The 21,307-nt window shown below is 43.1% G+C and carries 19 protein-coding genes, 4 pseudogenes and 1 riboswitch; of the genes and pseudogenes, 12 read left to right on the top strand and 11 right to left on the bottom strand.

Annotated elements, in window-relative coordinates; translation table 11 throughout:
* A pseudogene (locus QUB10_RS26370) lies at positions 1 to 212 on the bottom strand (hypothetical protein); the annotation flags it as partial.
* A gap of 278 nt (positions 213 to 490) precedes the next feature.
* Positions 491 to 579: riboswitch (Fluoride riboswitch) on the top strand.
* Positions 580 to 670: 91 nt separating this feature from the next.
* Here QUB10_RS26370 and QUB10_RS26365 point away from each other — a divergent pair.
* From QUB10_RS26365 to QUB10_RS26340, 6 genes and pseudogenes are all read left to right on the top strand, one after another.
* Positions 671 to 2,296, top strand: coding sequence for a cation:proton antiporter (locus tag QUB10_RS26365; protein ID WP_333206130.1), 1,626 nt, complete (start codon positions 671 to 673; stop codon positions 2,294 to 2,296).
* 148 nt (positions 2,297 to 2,444) lie between these two features.
* Positions 2,445 to 2,756 carry a hypothetical protein gene (locus tag QUB10_RS26360; protein ID WP_333206129.1) on the top strand — a complete coding sequence of 104 codons (312 nt, stop codon included), beginning with the start codon at positions 2,445 to 2,447 and terminating at the stop codon, positions 2,754 to 2,756.
* A gap of 84 nt (positions 2,757 to 2,840) precedes the next feature.
* A pseudogene (locus tag QUB10_RS26355) lies at positions 2,841 to 4,101 on the top strand (ISAs1 family transposase).
* A gap of 153 nt (positions 4,102 to 4,254) precedes the next feature.
* Positions 4,255 to 4,623 carry a hypothetical protein gene (locus tag QUB10_RS26350; RefSeq protein ID WP_333206128.1) on the top strand — a complete coding sequence of 123 codons (369 nt, stop codon included), beginning with the start codon at positions 4,255 to 4,257 and terminating at the stop codon, positions 4,621 to 4,623.
* A gap of 14 nt (positions 4,624 to 4,637) precedes the next feature.
* Entirely contained in the window at positions 4,638 to 4,829 is a 192-nt protein-coding gene (locus QUB10_RS26345) for a hypothetical protein (protein ID WP_333206127.1), read from the top strand.
* A gap of 313 nt (positions 4,830 to 5,142) precedes the next feature.
* Positions 5,143 to 5,733 (top strand): class I SAM-dependent methyltransferase, encoded by a 591-nt coding sequence (locus QUB10_RS26340; RefSeq protein WP_333206126.1) that lies wholly within the window; start codon positions 5,143 to 5,145, stop codon positions 5,731 to 5,733.
* A 74-nt stretch (positions 5,734 to 5,807) separates the two neighbouring features.
* Here the strand turns inward: QUB10_RS26340 and QUB10_RS26335 are convergent, their stop codons facing one another.
* From QUB10_RS26335 to QUB10_RS26310, 6 genes are all read right to left on the bottom strand, one after another.
* Positions 5,808 to 5,972 (bottom strand): hypothetical protein, encoded by a 165-nt coding sequence (locus tag QUB10_RS26335; protein WP_333206125.1) that lies wholly within the window; start codon positions 5,970 to 5,972, stop codon positions 5,808 to 5,810.
* Between the two features lie 164 nt (positions 5,973 to 6,136).
* Complete coding sequence (locus tag QUB10_RS26330) at positions 6,137 to 6,946, bottom strand: glucose 1-dehydrogenase (protein ID WP_333206124.1); 810 nt, start codon at positions 6,944 to 6,946, stop codon at positions 6,137 to 6,139.
* A gap of 421 nt (positions 6,947 to 7,367) precedes the next feature.
* Positions 7,368 to 7,640: a hypothetical protein gene (locus QUB10_RS26325; protein ID WP_333152057.1), complete on the bottom strand. Its 273-nt coding sequence runs from the start codon at positions 7,638 to 7,640 to the stop codon at positions 7,368 to 7,370.
* Positions 7,641 to 8,378: 738 nt separating this feature from the next.
* The gene (locus tag QUB10_RS26320; protein ID WP_333206123.1) at positions 8,379 to 9,428 is read right to left on the bottom strand and encodes a transposase; all 1,050 of its coding nucleotides are present in this window, start codon (positions 9,426 to 9,428) and stop codon (positions 8,379 to 8,381) included.
* Complete coding sequence (tnpA, locus tag QUB10_RS26315; protein WP_333152062.1) at positions 9,421 to 9,819, bottom strand: IS200/IS605 family transposase; 399 nt, start codon at positions 9,817 to 9,819, stop codon at positions 9,421 to 9,423. Before tnpA ends, QUB10_RS26320 begins: the two co-directional genes overlap by 8 nt.
* A gap of 134 nt (positions 9,820 to 9,953) precedes the next feature.
* Positions 9,954 to 10,337 (bottom strand): ion channel, encoded by a 384-nt coding sequence (locus tag QUB10_RS26310; protein WP_333206122.1) that lies wholly within the window; start codon positions 10,335 to 10,337, stop codon positions 9,954 to 9,956.
* 71 nt (positions 10,338 to 10,408) lie between these two features.
* Between QUB10_RS26310 and QUB10_RS26305 the strand changes: the two are divergent.
* Positions 10,409 to 11,552: pseudogene (locus tag QUB10_RS26305) on the top strand (ISAs1 family transposase).
* Between the two features lie 266 nt (positions 11,553 to 11,818).
* On the opposite strand, the pseudogene QUB10_RS26300 reads toward QUB10_RS26305, so the two are convergent.
* Positions 11,819 to 12,046: pseudogene (locus QUB10_RS26300) on the bottom strand (hypothetical protein); the annotation flags it as partial.
* 956 nt (positions 12,047 to 13,002) lie between these two features.
* Here QUB10_RS26300 and QUB10_RS26295 point away from each other — a divergent pair.
* Complete coding sequence (locus QUB10_RS26295) at positions 13,003 to 14,394, top strand: condensation domain-containing protein (RefSeq protein ID WP_333206121.1); 1,392 nt, start codon at positions 13,003 to 13,005, stop codon at positions 14,392 to 14,394.
* 86 nt (positions 14,395 to 14,480) lie between these two features.
* On the top strand, positions 14,481 to 15,590 hold the full coding sequence (locus QUB10_RS26290) for a glycosyltransferase family 4 protein (protein ID WP_333206120.1): 1,110 nt from the start codon (positions 14,481 to 14,483) through the stop codon (positions 15,588 to 15,590).
* Between the two features lie 113 nt (positions 15,591 to 15,703).
* Here the strand turns inward: QUB10_RS26290 and QUB10_RS26285 are convergent, their stop codons facing one another.
* Positions 15,704 to 16,669, bottom strand: a complete 966-nt coding sequence (locus QUB10_RS26285) for a glycosyltransferase family 2 protein (RefSeq protein WP_333206119.1) — start codon at positions 16,667 to 16,669, stop codon at positions 15,704 to 15,706.
* Between the two features lie 281 nt (positions 16,670 to 16,950).
* On the opposite strand from QUB10_RS26285, the gene QUB10_RS26280 reads away from it, so the two are divergent.
* Positions 16,951 to 17,574 (top strand): TenA family protein, encoded by a 624-nt coding sequence (locus tag QUB10_RS26280; protein WP_333206118.1) that lies wholly within the window; start codon positions 16,951 to 16,953, stop codon positions 17,572 to 17,574.
* Between the two features lie 37 nt (positions 17,575 to 17,611).
* Here QUB10_RS26280 and QUB10_RS26275 read toward each other — a convergent pair whose 3' ends face one another.
* Positions 17,612 to 18,760 carry a mannosyltransferase family protein gene (locus tag QUB10_RS26275; protein WP_333206117.1) on the bottom strand — a complete coding sequence of 383 codons (1,149 nt, stop codon included), beginning with the start codon at positions 18,758 to 18,760 and terminating at the stop codon, positions 17,612 to 17,614.
* Positions 18,761 to 18,857: 97 nt separating this feature from the next.
* On the bottom strand, positions 18,858 to 20,150 hold the full coding sequence (locus tag QUB10_RS26270; RefSeq protein WP_333152072.1) for a pentapeptide repeat-containing protein: 1,293 nt from the start codon (positions 20,148 to 20,150) through the stop codon (positions 18,858 to 18,860).
* Between the two features lie 119 nt (positions 20,151 to 20,269).
* Between QUB10_RS26270 and QUB10_RS26265 the strand changes: the two genes are divergently transcribed.
* Positions 20,270 to 20,725 carry a retroviral-like aspartic protease family protein gene (locus QUB10_RS26265; protein ID WP_333152074.1) on the top strand — a complete coding sequence of 152 codons (456 nt, stop codon included), beginning with the start codon at positions 20,270 to 20,272 and terminating at the stop codon, positions 20,723 to 20,725.
* A gap of 56 nt (positions 20,726 to 20,781) precedes the next feature.
* Positions 20,782 to 21,237: an aspartyl protease family protein gene (locus tag QUB10_RS26260; protein ID WP_333152076.1), complete on the top strand. Its 456-nt coding sequence runs from the start codon at positions 20,782 to 20,784 to the stop codon at positions 21,235 to 21,237.
* Positions 21,238 to 21,307 lie beyond the last annotated feature (70 nt).

Below are 21,307 nucleotides of genomic sequence, written 5' to 3'. Positions count from 1 at the left end.
CTATTTGGTATTTTATTCATCATTACAACTATGTTTTGAGCAAATGAATATCTAATCACTACATATTTATCACTACCCAAAAATTCAGTAGTTCGGCTTTCTCCTTTTATAATATCAATTTCCCGTCGCTCGCAGGGAATGTTAAGCTGAGTTAAAAGCAAGCGGATCTTGTAGCAATTCCCAGAGAGAGAATATTCGTAAATTTTCAACATGAGTATTTTTTTAGATACCGCAAAGAACACTGAACACGCAGACTTAAGAAAGAAAAAAAACAAAGAAAAAAAGAAGTTCACAACTCATTATTGTAGCAGCATTTGGGGGCAAGAGCAGCATTGCTACCTTCAGAAGTAATATGGGTTAGGTGCAACCCAGAGCACCCTAAATTCATCAATATTGGAGAATCAATGAAATTATACGGGAAAAATCCTCCCTTAAATAGCGTTAGGGAAGGGGCACGGAAATGGAAGATGAGCTTCAATAGTGCTATAAAAGTAATGATGGCGATGGAGCTCGCCGAAACCGCCCTTCGTTATTAATAATCTTCATAACGTTTAAAAGGCTGATGGCTCCTACTGTTCCGACTTGTGGCGGAAGGGTAGGAGGGTGCGGATGCCTCGATCGATCTTTCCCCTACAAGTCACGTTCATCCATTCAGCTTCAAGGTGGCGTGATGTTAGAAAGTATAATCTGGATTTTATTAATGGGCTTTTTTGTCGGGCAGATTGCTCGACGGCTGAAAGCTCCAGCACTCGTAGGTATGGTGCTGGTGGGCATTTTATTAGGCCCGCAACTGGGGAATGTCATTAGCCCAGAGGTTTTGGGCGCAGCGAATTCCCTTCGCACCATTGCCGTGATGGTGATTTTGATGAAGGCGGGGTTAGGACTCGATCGCGAAAAGCTATCCCAACAGGGAACCGTGGCGCTGCGATTAGGCTTTCTGCCTGCAGCTTGCGAGGCTATCGCCATTGCTGTCGCTGCGATGTGGCTACTTCAGTTTGATTTTTTGACGGGGCTACTGCTAGGCTGCATCATTGGGGCGGAATCTCCAGCAGTAATTGTTCCCGGAATGCTGCGGTTAAAAAGTTTAGGTTGGGGAGTAAAAAAAGGAATTCCCGATGCGATTCTGACGGGAAGTGCCTTGTCAGATGTATTGCTGTTGCTGGTGTTTAGCCTACTACTAGCGTTTCTGTCCCAAGGGAAAGCTACAGCCATTACCTTACTGGGAGGAATCACCCTCAGCCCTCTGCAATTGCTGCCCTTTCAAATCATCATCCAAATTACCTTGGGGGTACTGTTGGGATGGGTGACTGCTCGAATTTTGGTGTCACTATTAGTCAAGCAAAACTGGACTCAAACTGCGGTTCAGGACTCCCTAGTGGCTGCTGGCTTTGCCCTAGGGCTGGTAGTATCAGCCGAACATATTCCGGTTTTCTCGGGCTATTTGGCTGTGATGGCGGCGGGGTTTTTCCTGATAGAGTTGGATGCGCCTTTAGCACGAAGATTGCGGGGTGGTTTTGACAGTTTGTGGACGATCGCGGAAATTATTTTGTTTGTGCTGCTGGGAGCCAGTATTCAACTTAATGTATTAGGCAATACGTTACTCGTTGGTTTGCTGGTGTTGGCGATCGGGACTCTGATTGGGCGATCGCTCGGTTGGTATCTTTCCACTTTAGGTAGTAATTGGACTGAGAAAGAACGGCTGTTTCTGCTAGCAGGAAATTCGGCTAAGGCCACGGTACAGGCGGCGATTGGGGCAATTCCCCTAGCTCAGGGCATTGCTGGTGGCGAGACGATTTTGGCGATCGCAGCCCTCTCAATTTTAGTAACCGCTCCCTTGGGTGCATGGGCAATTCCCACTTTTGCTCCCAAACTATTAGAAAAAGGCGAAGTTGACCCGACCAAAGTAGCGATTTCCGGCCGTCCAGTTTTTCTCGCCGCAGTAGACACTTCCCCCTTAACAACAGATGTTTTAACTAAGGCCGCAGACTTAGCTCGGCGCAGTGACGGGGATGTGATTGTTTTGTATGTAGATAATGTGGGAGATCCAAGCACAAACTTACAATTACAACAACAAGCACAACGAATATTATCAGATATTCGCTATGAGTTCCTGAGTCTTTCTGGTACAGTTCCAGAGGAGATTATCCGCGTGGCGCAAGCTCGGCAAGTGACATATATTGCGATCGGGAAACGAGGGCATCAACCTTGGGAAGAAGTGCTAGTAGGTTCGGTTTCTCAAGCCGTCTTAGAAACCAGTCCTATTCCTGTCATCTTGGTGGAATCTAGTTACAAGTAATCCCAAATATCGGTTTTCTATCTCCTTGATCCTCTTCTCCCCTCTCTGTGTCCTCTGCGCCCTCTGCGGTTCATAATCAAGGCGCTATTTAACGCAGATTTAGGCTCGACCGCAGCGAGCCTAAATTTATCCAAAAGAATTATTTATTATGAAACATCTCCCTCAATTTGAGCAGTTCACAGTCATTCCGCAACTCAGCAAGTGGTTCATTATTTCTTGTATAGTTGGTATGCTTTCCGGTCTTGGTTCCGCCGCTCTCCTCGCATCTTTAGAATGGGCAACCAATTGGCGAGAATCTCATTTATGGGCGATCGCCTTACTACCGCTAGGTGGATTCTTCAGTGGTTGGATTTACCATAAATATGGCAAAAAAGTAGAAGCCGGAAATAATCTTTTACTCGAAGAGATTCATCATCCCCAAAGCATTATTCCCTTACGAATGCAGGGTAAACTCATCTAATTTGGTATAAATTGTAGTTGACAATGAGTCAAATAAGTGAGATGACAACAATGCCGCCCAATAAAATATTTAGGAATACACTTTATGTCTCAGGGTTTTGAGATTAAATCTACCTCTGGCAAAAAAAGCTCTCTTCCTCAACTACCGCTCCGGGAAGTAGCAAAGATTCAAGATATTCAACGCCCGTTTAGTAGCACATTTTGCAGATATTAAAGACCCCAGAGTCGAGCGAACTAAGAAACATCAACTCACCGATATCCTAGCGATCGCAATTTTCGCTATCATCGCCGGAGCGCAAGGGTGGGAAGACATCGAGAATTATGGCCTTAGTAAAAAAAAGTGGTTAGAAGAGTTTTTGGCATTACCTTATGGCATCCCTTCCGATGACACTTTTCGTCGAGTATTTGATTTCATTGACCCAGAAGCATTGAATCGATGCTTTGGACGATGGGTAGAAACTCTCGTCACTAAGACAGGAGGAGAAATTATTCCCATTGATGGTAAAACAATTAGAGGTTCTTATGACCGCAATCAAGGCAAATCGGCACTCCATGTTATTACTGCTTGGTCTTCTGAACAACGTCTGGTTTTGGCACAGATGAAAGTGGAGGATAAATCGAATGATATCGCGGCTATTCCGGCATTATTAGAGTTGCTAGACATCACTGATTCTATCATTACTATTGATGCGATGGGGACTCAAACTGAAATTGCTCAAAAGATTATTGAAAAAAAAGGAAATTATGTCCTGACACTTAAAGCTAATCATCCGACTCTCCATCATCAGGTTAAAAAATGGTTTGAGAGAGCTTCTGCACAGCAATTTTCCGGGATTGATGTCAGTGATGAGCAACGGATTGAGTCCGGTCATCATCGGCGAGAAATCCGTCAAGTTTGGTCGGTGCCAATTACGGTCATTGGTGAGCTTTACCAACCGCGATTATGGGCGGGATTAAAAAGTGTGGTCATGGTGGTTCGAGTGCGTCATCTTTGGAACAAAACTACTCGGGAAGTGCAATTCTATCTAACTTCTTTAGATAGAATTGCCCAACTTTTGGGTCGAGCCATCCGCAAACATTGGGGGATTGAAAATCAGGCTCATTGGACTTTAGATTGTACCTTTGCAGAAGATGCTTGCCGGATTCGCTCTTTCCACAGTCCCCGGAATTTGGCTGTCCTGTGACGTATTGCGCTGAATGCCCTCAACTGCGAACCTACTTACAAACGTAGTCTTCGACAAAAAATGAAACGGGCAGCTATGGATAATGATTATCTGATTCAAATTATCAGTTCTTGTTTTCTTGACAATATCTTAGATTCTTCGGATTCCTTTTGTCAAGCATGATTGAGACGCTCTTACCCTGGTAGCCAGCCGAAGGCATCGCCAACGATAGAATGACGGTTTCAGGCGTTTATCTAAAAACTGTCCGGACTATTAATTTAATGTTAGAATTAAAGTTTGAAGGAAAAAGCCAAAAAATCTCAGGAGAGAACTTAAATGATTAACAGAAATTGGATTTTATTTTCTAGTGCTACAGTAGCTGGGATGGTGATGATGACTTTTGTAGCTATTGCTCAAGACGATGAAGGGAAGAAGGTGTTTTACAAGCCTCAGATAGACGGTATTCTAGTGGGCACGGTCTTGAAAGGAGAAGATGGGACAGATCCCGCTGCGGAAAAAATAGGAGCAGAGAGATTTTGTCGATATAAAGAATATGACCGAGCCTTAACATACAAAAAGGACTTTCTTAGAGGAGAAGAGAAAGGTACTATGCAATGGGATACAAAAGCTACAAGGTGGTGGTTTTGCCGTTCGTGTACAACCTATTTTACAAGTATTAGTTGCCAGAGGGGTGATGAGGAATAACCTTTTTATTTGACTTGTCCACTCAGGGAACTAGCGGAATACCCTTACCCGTGGCGATCGCTACACGACGCGCGATCGCCATTTGTTTGGTTTCGCGTTACCTGCTGACTCACAAGCAAGGACGTGACAGACTCAACCCAACCTACAGCGAGGGGCGATCGCACTCGTTCCTGCTATGCGAAGGCTCCGCCTCAAGCAAGCGGTAAAGCTGCATCGGAGCGGTAGATTGCGACATTAGGTTAATGCTGGATAAGACCGATAGAGAGGATATTATCAGCAAAAGTGGCAAATAACACCCCTGATTTCCAGGATTAACTATCAGAAGCGATGGATAACACCCAAGAACCCGGACTTAACCTGCAAAGTTTCTGTTTAATTCCTTAAAACTAGGATATTGTCCAACAGATATGATGGATAATCCACCGAAGCTAAAGGTATTATCCAGCATATCTGCGGTGGAATACATAGCTATTTTTTTTTGGCATCAAATGTGCCAACAGCAACAATTGGAGAAAACAGATGTGGGATGAAAGATACAGTGCCGAAGAGTACGCACATGGCACAAACCCGAACAAATTTTTGGAAGCAAACGTCAGCAGTATTCCAAAAGGTAAAGTTCTGAGCTTGGCCGAAGGAGAAGGGCGGAATGCCGTTTTCCTTACCAAACAGGGTTATTCTGTAACCGCTGTAGATGCCTCTTTAGTTGGCTTGAATAAGGCCAGAAAGCTGGCCGAAGATAATGGGGTGATTGTTGAGTTTATTCATACTGACTTAGCAGAGTATGATTTAGGCGAAAATAAATGGGACGGAATTGTATCTATATTTTGTCCATTGCCCTCTTCAATAAGAAAACAACTTCATAAAAAAGTTGAAGCAGCGTTAAAGCGAAACGGTGTTTTTATGCTTGAGGCTGATACACCCGATCAGTTGAAGCATGGTACTGGTGGCAGAAATTCAGTAGATGTGATGCAATCTAAAGAATCTTTAAGCCTTGAGTTAGCTGGCTTAAAGTTTAAGCATCTAATTGAGCTTGAGCGTGATGTAGTAGAAGGTATTTATCACACGGGCATTGGCGCAGTAGTTCAGGCGATCGCATCAAAAGAAATATAACATTCTGGTGCAGCGGATTGCCTGAATCTGCTTAGGTGAGATGCAGAGATCCCAACAACCTCTGACCAGAACCGTTAGCTATCTTTGCAAAAAGGTGTTGCACTCTCTCCGTACAGCCAAGAGTCTGCTTCTGGTGCCATCCCAAATGCAACTATTGGCATCGTTAAACCATTCGCGCCTAGCTGCTTTGCTAGCCATTGGTAATACTTAGCGATCTGTTCTTTCGCGTTTCCTTCCACCTCAACCAGCCGTGCGATCGCTCAGTATAAAACGCGCCCGGCGGGAATCTTTCTATAGCAGGAACTATAGAGGACTGTACCGCGAAGGAAATTTTGCACACCCTTCATCGGGCTGCAAAGATGCCTACACCAATGGTGACAGCTTGTGTTGATGTAGGATTATGTCACGCAGACCAAGCTTCGCGAAAATCAGCATAGAGGGTCAATCCACCATCAATATAGAGGGTTTGTCCCGTAATGTAAGCCGCTTCATCTGATACGAGAAAGGCAACAGATGCTGCCATTTCCTCCGATGTGCCTGCCCGTCCCATTGGGATATGGCTTTCCACTACTGCCTTTTGTTCTGGATTGTCAGTCCAGCTTTCATTAATCGGTGTAATCGTCGCACCGGGCGCAATAGCATTGACACGGATGCCTCGGTTTGCGTATTCCAACGCTAGGGTTTTAGTCAGATTTCCCATGCCACCTTTGCTGATGGAATAGCTGATATACATCGGGCGGGGAATGATTTCATGCACACTCGAAATATTGATAATCACGCCAGGGCGTTGCTCACTCAATAGGTGCTTAATGGTTTCCCGTGCACAGAGATATGCACCTCGCAAATTGACTGCAATCACGCGATCGAATTCATCGGTTGGCACTTCATGGGATGCGCTTTCTGTTTGAATCCCAGCATTATTAATCAGGATATCCAGACTACCAAATTTATCAATGACAGTATTCACCATACGAAGGATGTCGTCTTCTTTGGACACATCTCCCTGAACTAATAGCGTTTCAACCCCGCATTCCGATGCTTGTCCACAGGCTTTTTGCAGAGCTATTTCTTCAGTATCTTCTGCCTCTTCTAAGCTTTTGCGATAGTTAACGGCAATGTTGCAACCTTCTTGGGCGAGACGAATGGCGATCGCCTGCCCAATGCCTGAACTCGCTCCAGTAATTAGTGCGTTTTTTCCCTTTAAACCTTTCATAATTGCTCTCCCAGAGATTCACAACAAAATATCTTAACCGAAACATTAAGCCAACTAGCTTCAACATCAACCAGAAGGTTGTTCTGTCTTTTCCCCACGCATTTCATCAATATCCAGGAGGCCGATAACCACGCCCGCGATCGGGAGGGAGCATCTCATATTTGTAAAAACACTTATTCGGGCTCCTTCCTTCTTCCTCTTTCCCCGCAGCAAGAGAGCCTCAAAACTCCTGCCTCAAAACTCCAATTTCTAGCTGGGCTGCTTTCATTGAGATGCTCCCAGTGCTAAGCTGTTGTGCATTTAAACTGAATGTCACAAAACAATCCCCTTGGGTGGGGTGGGCCTAAGAGCCCGCCCAGAATATGCAATTTAAATGCGTGACAGCTTATATACCTTCTTGATTTGATTTATGCTTACCTAATTATTGAAGTTTCCCCGCAATTAGACCAACCAGCACAATCAGACCTAATGCTCTACGAAAGTAATTAACGCCTTGAAATAATTCTTCCCAAGCCCAAGTAAACAAAGATCCAAAGGCGACTAGCTCCAATCCTAGATTAACTTTTCCTGTTGTAACAATGAGCGTTAATAAACTAGCTATAATCCCGACACTCAGTGGTAGATTTGGCATCTGAGCTATAACAATTTGGCCTTCGCTGTCGCGGAATGTGCGATCGAACAATGTGTTTTCCATGAGTTTCTCGTGTCAATGTAATAAATAGAACCAGGTTAACATTCAATAGTGCGGGCTTTTTTGGGAACGATACTACAAGCTTTAGAGGGCAAGGAACATAAAAAAGTCGAATTAAATGCAAGTCAGGAGTGGAGATGACATTGATTTAATTATCCACCGGGGCTCAAAGTCATAGAAAATTAGCCATTGGGCCCGATAAAAATAGTCCGCACTATTGAACAGTGCAATATAGGATTTATCCTGGATCAAGTTTTTTTTGATTCCCTGTCATGAATTTATTCGGCTTGTTTTTCCCCTTATTTTAAGTAGTTTTATGTGAGTGGCTAGAGGGTATTATTATAGTAAATTTCCCAAAATCAAAAATCATCTCTCGCTTGGAAGAGTTTAGAGTAAAAGGTGATCTATAATTGGACAGACATCATCGTTTCTCTAGTATCGCATCGAGAGCGATCGACCTCATGCTCAAATCCAAGGTTAGCAATTCACAGGTCTCAACCTTTTCTTGATACTCCCCAGCCCTAAAGGGATGGGGATTCTTGAAGAGTCCAAATACGAACCTTCAAAGGCGAAATCAAAGCGCCTCTACTGACTCTTTTAAGGCATAACCCTAAAGTTGCCGCTACTTTTCGCAAAATATTCGCCGCACCGTTGCAGTCTGCATTGATTTTGCTTCCATCTTTTGAACGATACAATCCGCGATTAACGCGCTTCCCAGATTCTTTCCACCCTTCAGTTTTTTCACGCCCACTTAGGCAATTCATCCGAATCTAAAAAACTCGCCTTACTCGTATAGCTTTCTTCGGTTTCGATAAACCGAATGCCATATTGTTCGCAAAGTTGGGAAATCCTATCTTTCAATCGAGCGGTAGGAATTTGCACAAAATTTTGATTTGTTTTGCTGCCAAGATTAATCTCTTGACGCATTTCTTTATTCCAGCCAAAAACGACTGTGCCTATCTGATTTTCTAGGCAGTGTTTCAATATTAATCTAGCCGCTTTGTTAACTGCATCTCTGACCTGCCTGTTTCGCTTCTCTGTAATATGCGCCAATCTCTTAGACCAAAAACCTTGAGGTCTATGCTCTTTAATCGCTGCAACTCGCTTGTTATACCATTGATTTAATGATTTTAGATGCCGTCCATCTACGATAAAACTTGTTCCCGCATTGGAAACACAAGTTAACCAATTATTCAACCCTGGATCGATACCCAGAGCTTTGCTGACATCTAATTCGATCGCTCTTGACTGAAGTTGGTAGACAAACTCGGCATAAAATTGTCCATTTCTTGGCAAAATACGAATCTCTATAATTGTCTTGTAGTCGAGATTGGACGGCATCGGCAAATAAAATTCACTAATTCCAAACCACAATTTAACCTTACTGCCTAATGGGAACCTCAATTGCCCATTCTTTAGCTTTACGTCTGCCTTTGGGAAGGTCACAAGCTTTAAGCTGTTTTTGCGGTATTTGGGTAGTCTAGGATGTTGCCTTACTGTGCCACTTTTGATTCCCTTGAGCAATCCAATATATGACTTGAAAGATTCCGCAACACTGGTCAACGTTTGTTGAGCAACATGGGAATACAGCGCTTTGAAATGAAGATTTTCCTTGAATAATTTGTGCAAGTCATACTTGCCGGGAATCCTCCCGGTCTTGAAATACAGTTGTCGAGAGTAGTAAGTCCCGCAGTTGGCTAGTTTGTTCGACTCTTCGCATACAAACTCTAGAACGCTTCTTAACTCTCGATTTGGACTAATTAAATTTTGCTGACATCCATAGCTAGACATTTTTTTGATTTTCAATGTACTGCTTGATTACTGAAATAGGCGCACCGCCAACAGTCGCAATAAAGTAGCTATTCGTCCACAGGGTTGGCAATCGACTTTTTAACCAAGGAAATTCTTGACGGAGATATCTGGAAGAGCGTCCTTTCATGTATCGAATTAGCTTGGCAATTCCAAATTGAGGATCGCACTCGACTAAGAGGTGAACATGATCTGGCATTACTTCCATTTCTATTAATTCACTGTTAAACTCAGTCGCCACCTCTAACAATATCTCCTTTAAACGGGCATCGACCCCCTCAACTAAAATCTTGCGACGATATTTCGGACACCACACAATGTGGTACTTGCACGAGTAGACAACATTTTTATTTGATTTGTAATTAACACTCATAGTAGAGTTATACAGCACTAATCTGCATACTACACTAATTTTACCTTAAGAATTGTTAAATACTGAAGGCGGTTGAAACCGCTACCTACTTATCCCCATGTCTAAAGCCAGGGGGCTTGCGTCTCGTTCTTCGGTCAAGCAGGATTGAACCTTGGCAGTGCAGTAATTTCGGTTGACACTGCTTGAATTGATTGTGTAGCCGCTATTTCTGATCGATCGCTCTCAGCATTCTGACTCACAAAAAATGTAGCCAGCGTTGCTGTCAAATAACCGCATATGGCGATCGCACACAACGCCAGTAAAAAACAAAACACATGCCCTTGGGCTGTTTTCGGAAAGTAATCAGAGCCGATCGTACTCATCAACATTCGCTTCCACCACAGCACAGTGCCATAGTCATTAATGCCAGCACTACCATTAGGAAATTCGCGCTCAAACGCATAAATTCCAGCCGCGCCAATTAGACTGACGATCGCTATCACATGATGCAAGACAGGGCGAACGCATCTAAATTTCATGTTAACATGATCTGGTATCTTGGAGAAGAATTATTGAGTAACTACAAAACATTTAATTAGAGTTTACCTGTATGAAAGTTAAACCTACAATCACCATCGCCGACCATTTTTCCGACTTAGAAGATCCAAGAATTGAGCGGACGAAACATCATCAATTAATTGATATTATCACCCTCTCAATTTGTGCCGTGATTTGCGGTGCTGATACATGGGTGGATATTGAAAGTTACGGGCGCAGCTCAATACGAATGGTTAAAGAAAATTTTAGAATTGCCGAAGGGCATCCCTTCACATGACACAATTGCGCGAGTATTTTCTCGCCTAAAACCGGAGCAATTTCAGAAATGTTTTTTAAGTTGGATTCAATCTATTAGTTGCTTCAATCCCGGAGAAGTAATCGCCATTGATGGCAAAACTCTTCGCCATTCTTACTCACGGGGGGGAGATAAAAAAGCAATTCATATGGTCAGTGCTTGGGCGACGAGTCAAAGATTAGTTTTAGGACAAGTTAAGGTAGATAAAAAATCTAATGAGATCGCAGCTATTCCGGCTTTACTCAAAGTATTAGAATTAAATGGAAGCATTGTCACCATTGATGCTATGGGCTGTCAGAGGTCAATTGTGAAGTCAATTGTCTCACAAGAAGGAGATTATGTAATCACCTTAAAAAAGAACCAACCATCCCTGTATGCCAGAGTAGAAGAGTTGTTTAAACAAGCAATTAGACAAGGGTTTTCGGGTTTTACACATACAGCTTATTCGACAAATAAAGAGAGTAATCACGGTCGCTCAGAAATTCGACATCACATAATGTTAAGTGACATTAAAGAGCTAATTGACCCCGACAATCAATGGGAGAAACTTCACAGTATAGGCTTGATAGAATCCGTGAGAATAGTGAAGGAAAAAACAACTATTGAAACTCGTTATTATATTAGTAGTTTACCAAATAATGCTCAAAAATTTGGTGAATCAGTCCGCAGCCATTGGGGAATTGAAAATTCTTTACATTGGGTATTAGATGTGGGTTTTCGTGAAGATGAGTGTCGGATTAGAAAAGATAATGCTCCGCAAAATTTTGCTATTCTTAGACACATCTCGCTCAATCTGTTGAATCAAGAAAAAACCTCAAAAACCGGAGCAAAAAATAAGCGACTTCGAGCCGGCTGGGATGATGACTATTTGACTAAGATCCTCGCTGTTGCAGTTAACTAAATTCTCATGAATAACTCATTACTAACTATTATACAACTGGGAAAAAGTGGTTGTAATATTTTTATTGTCTCAAAATGAGCAGCGAGCGTAAAAACCACCTTAATCAGTTCCTATTTTCTTACAAAAGTCATTACCACGCGTGTCTGTAGCTTCTTTGAATGGTGAATTTATCTCAAAATATACTCACCACTGATGAACAGTGTTCAATAAGATGCGTTCCCCCTGTGATGCAAGAGGAGCAAACCGCGCATAGTGTCAGCCTATAAGGGCTCAAAAGCTAGAGTGGCACTAAGGGCGACGGAACCCACCATATTCACCCAGAGAATCTGCACGGGCAAAATTGGCAAGGTGGTACCAGCCAAGATTCCCACCACTATGGTCATCGCCTCTCCACCGTTGACGGGTAGGATAAGCCCAATGGTTTTCAGCAGGTTGCCATAAACGGTGCATCCTTCTTCTACGGCGGCTTCAATGGAGGCAAAGTTATCATCTGAAGCACTCAATCGATCGGTAAACTCCCAAAAAAAACTAGAGACAATCGCACTACCATCACAACGGAATACGCTTAAAACAGCTTGCGATGATAAGTCTTTCAACTCGGTTGTCACCTCGTCAGCTAGGAGTAGAACCAGCAACTGGTTTATACTTTCAAGGAGTAAGATTCAGGAAAACCCGACCATTAGCAGGGTTTGATCTTGCCTGTAAATAGAAACGCAACTATCAGGGATCTAAACTTAAAGACGCGCAAGTTTATTCTCACAGATTTAGGCTCGTTGTCACTAGAGAGCGATGGTTACAGCCAGCGCATGGCAATTGAATAAAGGTTCCGAAATGGTAAAGCTCGATGTTACAATGCGCGAAGCAACTAGCTTAAGGAGAAGCCAAATCATTAAAATCATTTTGTTAATAACCCTCGCCTAAAGTTGTGCTGTATTTAAATGCGCTAAAATTCATAAAATACCGATATCAAAATATGTATACCGCCCTCTCAATAACAGACAAAAAAATATCGCAGACGGAGTACATGAAGGCGTTGGTTGAGATGGAGACCCCTGGGTCAATTATCTGGCTCAATATTCAGTAGATGTGCAAGAGTTAATGAACCTAACTCCAAATAAACTTTGCTTTTCTCAACAGGGTATACAACCTGCCACCCTTATTTAGTCTAGTTCCTAGGCCTCTTTGTCACACTCCCAGATGAGTCAGTTACAATAGTTCTGACACTTTGGGGTAAAATGGCTGGAATCGTTGATTTTTCCTGAGTTGTGACTTGGCTCAAACCCTAATTATGCCGGTGACAACCAAAAACTGTCCGAAGTATTGAGTGAGTTACACAAATGAAACTGTGAAATCAGGTATCAGAATTAATGAACCTGCGGTTGATGAAGAAACTAACTTACATACAACTCAATTTGGGATAATTGAGCAATTGCATAAATGTAGATAAACTTTGAAATTAGAGAAAATTAAAATGAAATCTTTCAGCAGAAAACTTGGTTTGGTAGAAATGTGGATGGCGCTAGGCCATGATGTGGGAGGTGGGCTAATTGTAAATGTTGTCTCTCTGGAAGGGATTTTAACACCGGATGTTGTTCAACAAGCTCTTAAATTAGTCCAACAGCGTCATCCCATGCTCCAAGTTTACATTGTTGAGTCTGAGGATGGATTATATTTTCAATCGACAGGCATAACAGAAATTTCCGTACAAGTTATCTACAAACAAGATGAAAATGAAGCAATTAAAATTGCTGAAAAAGAACTACATACAAAATTCACACCAGGGAAAAATCCTCTGTGTCGTTTAACTCTTTTGTATTCTCATCAACATCAAAATACCTGTGAAATGATTATTACCTTTCATCATGGAATTGTAGATGGCATATCATGTATGCGCTTTATTGATGATTTGTTATTTTATTGTCAGGCAATTAAAGAAGGAGAGAATATATCTCAAGTAGAATCACTAGAATTTCTTGCTCCCCTAGAAAATGTACTTACTTATAATATTCCCACTCAACACCCAAGAGAAAATCCTCAACTCGCAAATGAACAACAAACTCTGCCACCACAATTAATTATTGAACATCAAGCATCCGCAAATGAACGTTTGACTCGGATGCTACCGCGAATGCTTAGTCAAGAAAAGACTAAGATACTAATTGATAAATGCAAACAAGAAAAAACCACTGTGCATGGTGCTATGTGTGCGGCTATGCTATTTGCTGCTGGCAAATTACTATCAATAGATACACAGGTAAATTTCTCCTATGGTTTACCTGTAGATTTGAGAAAATATTGTGAGCCTGAAATCACAGGCCAAAATCTAGGTTGTTTTATATCTGCGCTGGGTTTTAATCAGTTAATTGAGCCAAAGACATCTTTTTGGGATTTAGCTAGAGAATGTAAATCCCGCATACATGATTCTTTAATTAGCGGTGTCCATATAACTAGACTACTACAAAGTAAATTACGTCATCTTGACATGGATACCATCAAGGAACTAGTTATTAAGTCTATAGTGAGTAAAGAAGATACTATGGGAAGAAATAATCTTTTTTCAATTTCCAATAGAGGCAAATTTAAATTTCGACATCAAGCCGATAAGCTAAAGGTTAAGGAATTATACTTTGCTACTCCTCACCATATTAGTGGTGATTGTTTTTGGTTAGGAGTTCTCACGCTAAATGAGCAATTATTTTGCAACTTTATTTATGTAGAACCTGTCATCAGCGATCGAACCGCACAGTTATTTGCTGATGATGTGATGACAGTCATAGAAAAAGTGTGTATCAATCAAAAAACGACCTTAACAATGTTGTGTGAGTCAGTGACACAAAATTAAATCCTCTTGATTGATGGGATTTGTTTGACAAATATCTAATTTTACTCTACAATATCTATGTCAAAAATTTGGAATAGTCAAATAATATGAACTGGGACAATAACTCAATTGTAATTTATTCCAATTTTCCATTTCATCTAGAAGATTGGTCTCCTCTATCTGTGAATAAAGGTATTGGCGGAAGTGAAGAAGCGATTATTTACTTAAGTCAAGAATTAGTTAAATTAGGCTACCAGGTTACTGTTTTTAATCGCTGCGGTGATATGGAAGGGGAATATAAGGGAGTAGTTTATCAGTCAGTTGATAAATTCAATACCGAAGATAACTTTAATGTCTTAATCTTTCATCGTGTTTGGACACAACCTATGCGTATGAAAGTGAAAGCCCGAAAAACGGCTGTCTGGATGCACGATAACCCGAAATTATTTCCTCCTGTAGAAGAGTCTCAGCGTTTAGAATTTCTGGCAAGTTTTGACAAAATTTTTATGTTGTCAAATTTTCATAAATCTCTGCTGCCCGACTGGATTCCTGAAGACAAGATTTTTTTAACAACCAATGGGATTAATCTCGAAGATTTCAACTTAACAGGAATTGCTAGAAATCCCAAAAGGCTCATTTCGATTAGTGATTATGCAAGAGGTATTGAAAATTTACTAACTCAATGGGATCAAGTTCTCAAAGAAGTGCCCGATGTTGAATTACATATTTTTTATGGTTGGCAAGGAATTGATGCTTTAATTAATTCACCTTATATTGAGAAATTTCCATACTTACCAGATAAAAAGCAAAAACTTTTACAACTTTTCGAGCAAGAAAATGTCTATGAACATGGCAGGATTGGACACAAGGAGTTAGTGGAAGAATTATTCAAATCAGGCATCTGGGTTTATCCTTGTCATACTGCGGCGGAGATTTTCTGTATTAGTGCTTGGAAAGCGCAAGCTGCTGGTTGTGTTCCTGTGGTGACAACTTATGCAGGTTTAGATGACACTGTAAAATCAGGTATCAGAATTAAGGGGCCTGCGGGCGATGAGGAAACTAATAATGCTTTTATTGCAGCAGTGATAGACTTGCTAAAAAATCCTGAGAAACAAGACTCTTTAAGACAGGAAGCATTAGCTCTTAAAGATTCATTTGGATGGGATAGAGTCGCTCAACAATGGCATCAGGAGTTTATATCGGCTGAAATTAAGTAGCAAATAATGAATCAACTACCCGCATTTTGAATGTGGTTCAGGGTTCAGGTGATTAAGCAGACGTACCATACAACCGCTATCTTTAAGCCGTCAAGATAGTAAAAACGTCCTGCTTATTTACCATTTTTTTGACGAAATGGATCGAAACCCGCCACTTCTGCCAGCGTATAAAGTGGCCGGCCCTTCACCTCCTCATAAATCCGCCCTATATACTGGCCCAAAATCCCAATACTCACCAACTGCACCGCACCCAAAAAGAAAACCGCCATCATCACAATTGTCAAACCAGTTAAGGCAGAACTTGGATAGAAAAGCCGCCAATACAAAATCAAAAAAGCCATTAACACAGATATAAATGCAGCAAATAACCCCAAATAAATCGAAAGTCGAAGGGGAACTTTTGAAAAAGATACTAAACCATTCATCGCCAAACTCAAAGATTTTCTGAAGGTATACTTAACCTCGCCTGCAAAGCGCGGATCACGTTCAAACTTAACCGCCGTTTGTTTAAAACCAATCCAAGCCCGCAGTCCCCGAATGTAACGATTGCGTTCTGGCATGGCGTTGAGTACATCTACCACGCACCTATCCATCAAACAAAAATCTCCGGTATCTATGGGTATATCAACATCAGCAAGATGGCGCAAAATGCGATAATACATATAAGCGGGCAACCGCTTAAACCAACCTTCTTGACGGCGTTGAGTGCGTTGAGCGTAAACAACTTGATAGCCCTGCCTCCACTGTTCTACCATATCTATAATTAGCTCTGGCGGGTCTTGTAAATCGCCGTCCATGATGACTACAACTTGACCTCTAGAAAAGTTTAAACCAGCAGTTACAGCTATTTGATGACCAAAATTGCGGGCAAAGCTGAGGTAACAAATTCGCGAGTCTTTTTCGTGCAATTCTCGCAAAAGTTCGAGAGAGCGATCGCGACTGCCATCATTGATTAAAATTAATTCTACTGGGCCGTCCATTCGATCCATCACGGCACTAATTCGCCGATACAATTCAGCGAGATTTTCTTCTTCGTTATAGATAGGAATTACCAAGGAATACTTAGGTGTATCGTTCATTGCAGTTTCTGTTTAAAAATTGGCTTTTCAACCGTTAAATCAAAAGTTTCTTTTTCCCCAAACACCCTGGCTACTTCACGAGAGAGGTTCTGCACGTAATTTCGCTCTTTGAGCCAGACAACAGCAGCCCACAAAATAGCCGAATACCAAAACTTATCTATTTTCTTAAATACGAAAAATAAAAGATACCATAAGACTGACGCACAGCGAAAATATCTGTTATCATAGATGTTGAGTCAGACTATAAAAATTACAATCATAACCCAGAGATTCAAAATTGCATGACCAATTCCAATGATCTTTGGCAAGCAAATCAAGACTTAAGCGAAGCTTGTCTGCAACATCCCTTTGTTAGAGGCATTGCTGACGGCAGCCTCCCCCAAAATAGTTTTGCATATTACGTTGCACAAGACGCATTTTTTCTGGGAGCCTTCGCTCGCGCTTACAGTATCGCTGCGGCAAAAGCACCCGACTGGGAGGGGTTTGAAATTCTGCACAATCTCGGTAGTGGGGTTTTAGAAGAACTTCGTTTGCATCAAGGATATGCAGCAAAATGGGGTGTAAACTTGCAAGGGGCAAAACCGGGAATCGCTACCCGCCGCTACACAGATTTTTTATTAGCGACAGCCTGGGGAAACGGTGTGGGTTTGACAGTAGCCGCCATGACTCCTTGCTTGCGGTTGTATGCTTTTTTGGGACAGCAGCTAGCTAAACCTAATATACCGGAACACGCCTTTAGCGACTGGATTTCGACCTATAGCAGCCCAGATTTTGAGATTTTAGCAAAACGGCTGGAAAGTTTGGTCGATCGCTACGCAGAGGCAGGGCCAGAAGTAGAAGCAACCTATCGCTACGCTATGCTGTGTGAAAGAGACTTTTTTCAGGCAGCTTGGGAAATAGAGTAAATTAAGTTTGGGCAAAAGATATTAAGAGCGATCGCCCCTAACCTACCCACAGCCAACTAGCAAATCTCACGGAAAAGCGCAGCAGAAATATACCAAACAATCCCATCAACCCGTAACCCCAACGAGGTCTAGCCGCCAATAACAAGCCAAGACCTATTGACAGCGGCACAATACCGTAAGCGTAGCGCTCTACCGATTGTAAAGCTCCCGAAGTAACCAGCAGGGCCAAAGAGCAAAAACCGAAGCATATGATTGTAATGCTCAACCTTTTTCGTAAATACCACAACAAATAGCCACCGCCAAAAACCATCCCAACTTTAGTAGCACTGTACAAGCTGAAACTGAAAAAGTCCTTAAATATCTCCAGCCAAGTAGGCTGACCCCAGGCTTTTTGGATGTGAATAAATGCTAAAGGATTTCCCAAATTAATAGCACAGTATAAAATAAATGAAAAGAACCCGAGCGCGCTAGCAAAACCCGCAGCATAAGCGAGGGGAGATCTTTTTTCCCTCCAAGCTGCCAGCAAAAAAGTAGGTATCAGCGCCACTCCCGGCCCCCTAGTAGCAGTCGTCAAAGCTCCCCAAAAAGCCGCCCAAATATACTCGCCCCTCTCAAAAGCTCGTAAAGCCGATGCTGTCAGGAACAAAAACAATCCTTCTGTATAGATGACAGTGCAAAATAGTGAGAACGGACACCAAGCTAGCACAGCAGTCGTCCACTTTGCTGCACCAGCATCGTATCGCTCCTCTACCCAAAAGTACACCACCAATAACGCACCCAAAAACGCCCCAGAGTTGATTAATACCCCTGCGGCGTCGGCTCGCATTCCGAGGGTCATCAGCCCCCGAATTAGTAAGGGAAAAAGCGGATAGAAGGCAACGGAATGCTGCTGCCCGTCATCTGCATAGCTGTAGCCTAAATTAGCGATTTGGGTGTACCATTTACCGTCCCAATGCGAAAACAGTTCCCAGCCACTTTTGGGAAGGAAGTCGCTGACAAAACCCAGAGGCGGCCGGAGGGCATACACTGGCGGGTCCTTGCAGACTAAAGGAGCGATTATCTGCATCCCGATCGCAATTACCGATCGGCTCAGAAACCACATAGCAATTACAAAAATTAACCCGTCCCTGCTTTTGGAGCGCGGACGATGCGGAATTACTTCTAGCCCTAAATCAGTATTTGTCATGGCTAAAACAGCGCAAGACTGTTGATTTAAAATTAAAGTATAGTCCGCTGCCGAGCGATCGCCAAATATATACGTAAGTACAGGCGTACTGCTAATTTTAACGTCCGAGTTTATTGGGAATCCCTTCGCAGCCGCCGGGAATAGTCTCTCTCGACTTCGAGCCACACCAAGCGCAGCAGTAATAGCGCTGATCCTCCGACAGCCGCTTGACACCGGTGAAATCAACACGTTCAACCACAGCGCCGGTATGTTCACCCGTTTGATAGTTGGGAAATTCGGTACGGCTGCGGGGGGATGCAGTTTGTGCCGAGCCGTAGAATAATGCGGCCGCTCTCATGTCGGCGCGAGCGAGATTGGCGTCGTACAAGACAGCGCGCGAGAGGTTGGCTTTCACTAAATCGCACTTGCTGAGATTGGCGCGGACGAGGTTGGCTTCGCTCAAATCCGTCCACCGCAAATCGGTGCCAGCCAGGTCAGCACCCGCTAACATGACATTGAGATCGATAACGCGGATACCGTGATCTCTATCTTCAGCGTAGCCGCCGTCGCCGTCAAGGATGGGGCGGCCTAAAAGCCGATCGCGCTTCAGAGGAGTAACCAATCTCGACTGCGACAAAAACCGCAGAATTTTAGCTTTACCTTCAGCATCTACACTGCTCATAATCGCAGCGGTGCGGCCTTCTGCGATCGCCCTTTCCTGCGGCCAGTCTTCCAAAAACCCTTGTTCGTCAAGGGCTAAGTCGGAAACCCCTTGAAAATAAGCATCGATCGTTTGCTGCTGCGTAATTCGATTTTGCTGAATCGTCAAATCTTTCGAGATCACGTACTGCCGCCAAGCCACGTAAACGCCCAAAATCGCGATCAAAATTTGGCCCAAAGCGCCGATCAGCTCGCCGAGAGCGCCGATGGCGTCCCAGTTGATTTGGATGTTGCGGCTTCCCGGTTCAGTATTACTACCGCTGAGCATCAGCAAGCCAACAATCCCAGCTAAAAGCCCGAAGCAGGCGACGATCAGAGTGCGCCAAGTCGGCGGAATTACCTGCGCCCAGATTTTGCCCCAACTCGGCCACATCAACCGCAGCGATACGCCGATCGCACCGACAGCGCCCATTAAGCCCAGCCAAATGTTGTCATTGGCGAGCCCAAAAATCATCGCTGCGATCAACCCCAGCGTCAGCACCGATCCCGACTTCTCAGTAGTCGTTTGTTCCGGCTGCTGTGGCAAAAAAACCTTGCGAGTTGGAGGCGGCGGCACCGGTTTTTCCGGTTCCGCAGTAGCGACGATTGTCCCTGATTCTGGTGCCACAGTAGGGTTCGCACCGTTCTGACTTTCTACAGTCACGTTAGACTCAGGGCGATTGGGTTGAGAAGAGTTGTTTTCTGGTGTCATGCGTTGAGGCAAATTCTAATTTTAGCCGGTCACTAAAACGATTTTAACTAACCAAGCAGGATTCTAGATAATATTACAATATAAATCTCCACCAATTGCACTCAAAAAGGTAACATAATATGACACTGGTGCTGCCCAATCTGCAAGGCAAACAAATGGGTCAAGTTCTTACAACAATCACCGTAACGAATCGCATCGATCAAGTCCTAGCTGAGCGGGGGTTCATTCCTGCGGGTGAAATTCGTTCATTAACTATCGATAAAGTTTTAGTAGATACCGGAGCCACTCTGCTTGCCTTACCAGCTTCCATTATCAGCCAGTTAGGTTTAAGCCAGCTTGGAGAAACCAATGTAGAAACTGCTGCGGGAATCAGAAAAGGGCGGATTTTTCAAGATATTATGCTGGAAGTTGAAGGGCGACAAGCAGTGTTTGACTGCCTTGAAATGCCCGAAGGAGTTGATGCGATTTTGCTAGGCGTGATTCCGATGGAAAGGCTAGGCTTAGAACCAGATTTAAAAAATCAACGGCTGCGAGTATTGCCGATGAATGAAGAACAAACATATCTGATGCTTTAATTTATCCGCGTTCAAGACTTGTCAATTAATTTAAACTTTTAAAATAGGTAAATAATATGACACTCGTACTCCCCAATCTGCAAGGCAAACAAAAGGGTCAAGTTATTACAACAATCGCCGTCACGAATCGCATCGATCTAGTTATGGCTGAACGGGGATTCATTTCTGCTGAGGAAGTTCGCTCTGTGACGATCGATAACGTTATTGTCGATACCGGAGCGACACTGCTTTCCCTGCCAGCTCCCGTTATTAGCCAACTCGGTTTAAAACAAGTAGGAGAAAGAGATGTAGAAACATCGGCTGGCATCACAAAAAGTCGAATTTTTGCAGGTGCTCAAATTATTATAGAAGGGAGAGAAGGGAGATTTGATTGTTTAGAGTTACCAGAAGGCGTTTCCGCTGTTTTGTTGGGCGTGATTCCTATGGAAGAACTAGGATTAGAACCAGATTTGAAAAATCAACGGCTGCGAGTATTGCCGATGAACAATCAGCAAACATATCTGATGGGTTAGTCGATCGGCGTTTACCGTAGCACAAACCTCTCGCCTGTGATTCCTCTCATGTCCCGTCAATCGATTTGAG

Source organism: Microcoleus sp. B5-D4 (assembly GCF_036705145.1).
Classification (GTDB): Bacteria; Cyanobacteriota; Cyanobacteriia; order Cyanobacteriales; family Microcoleaceae; genus Microcoleus.
Note: the sequence above shows the minus strand (reverse complement) of the source record. Positions and strands in the feature narration are given on the sequence as shown.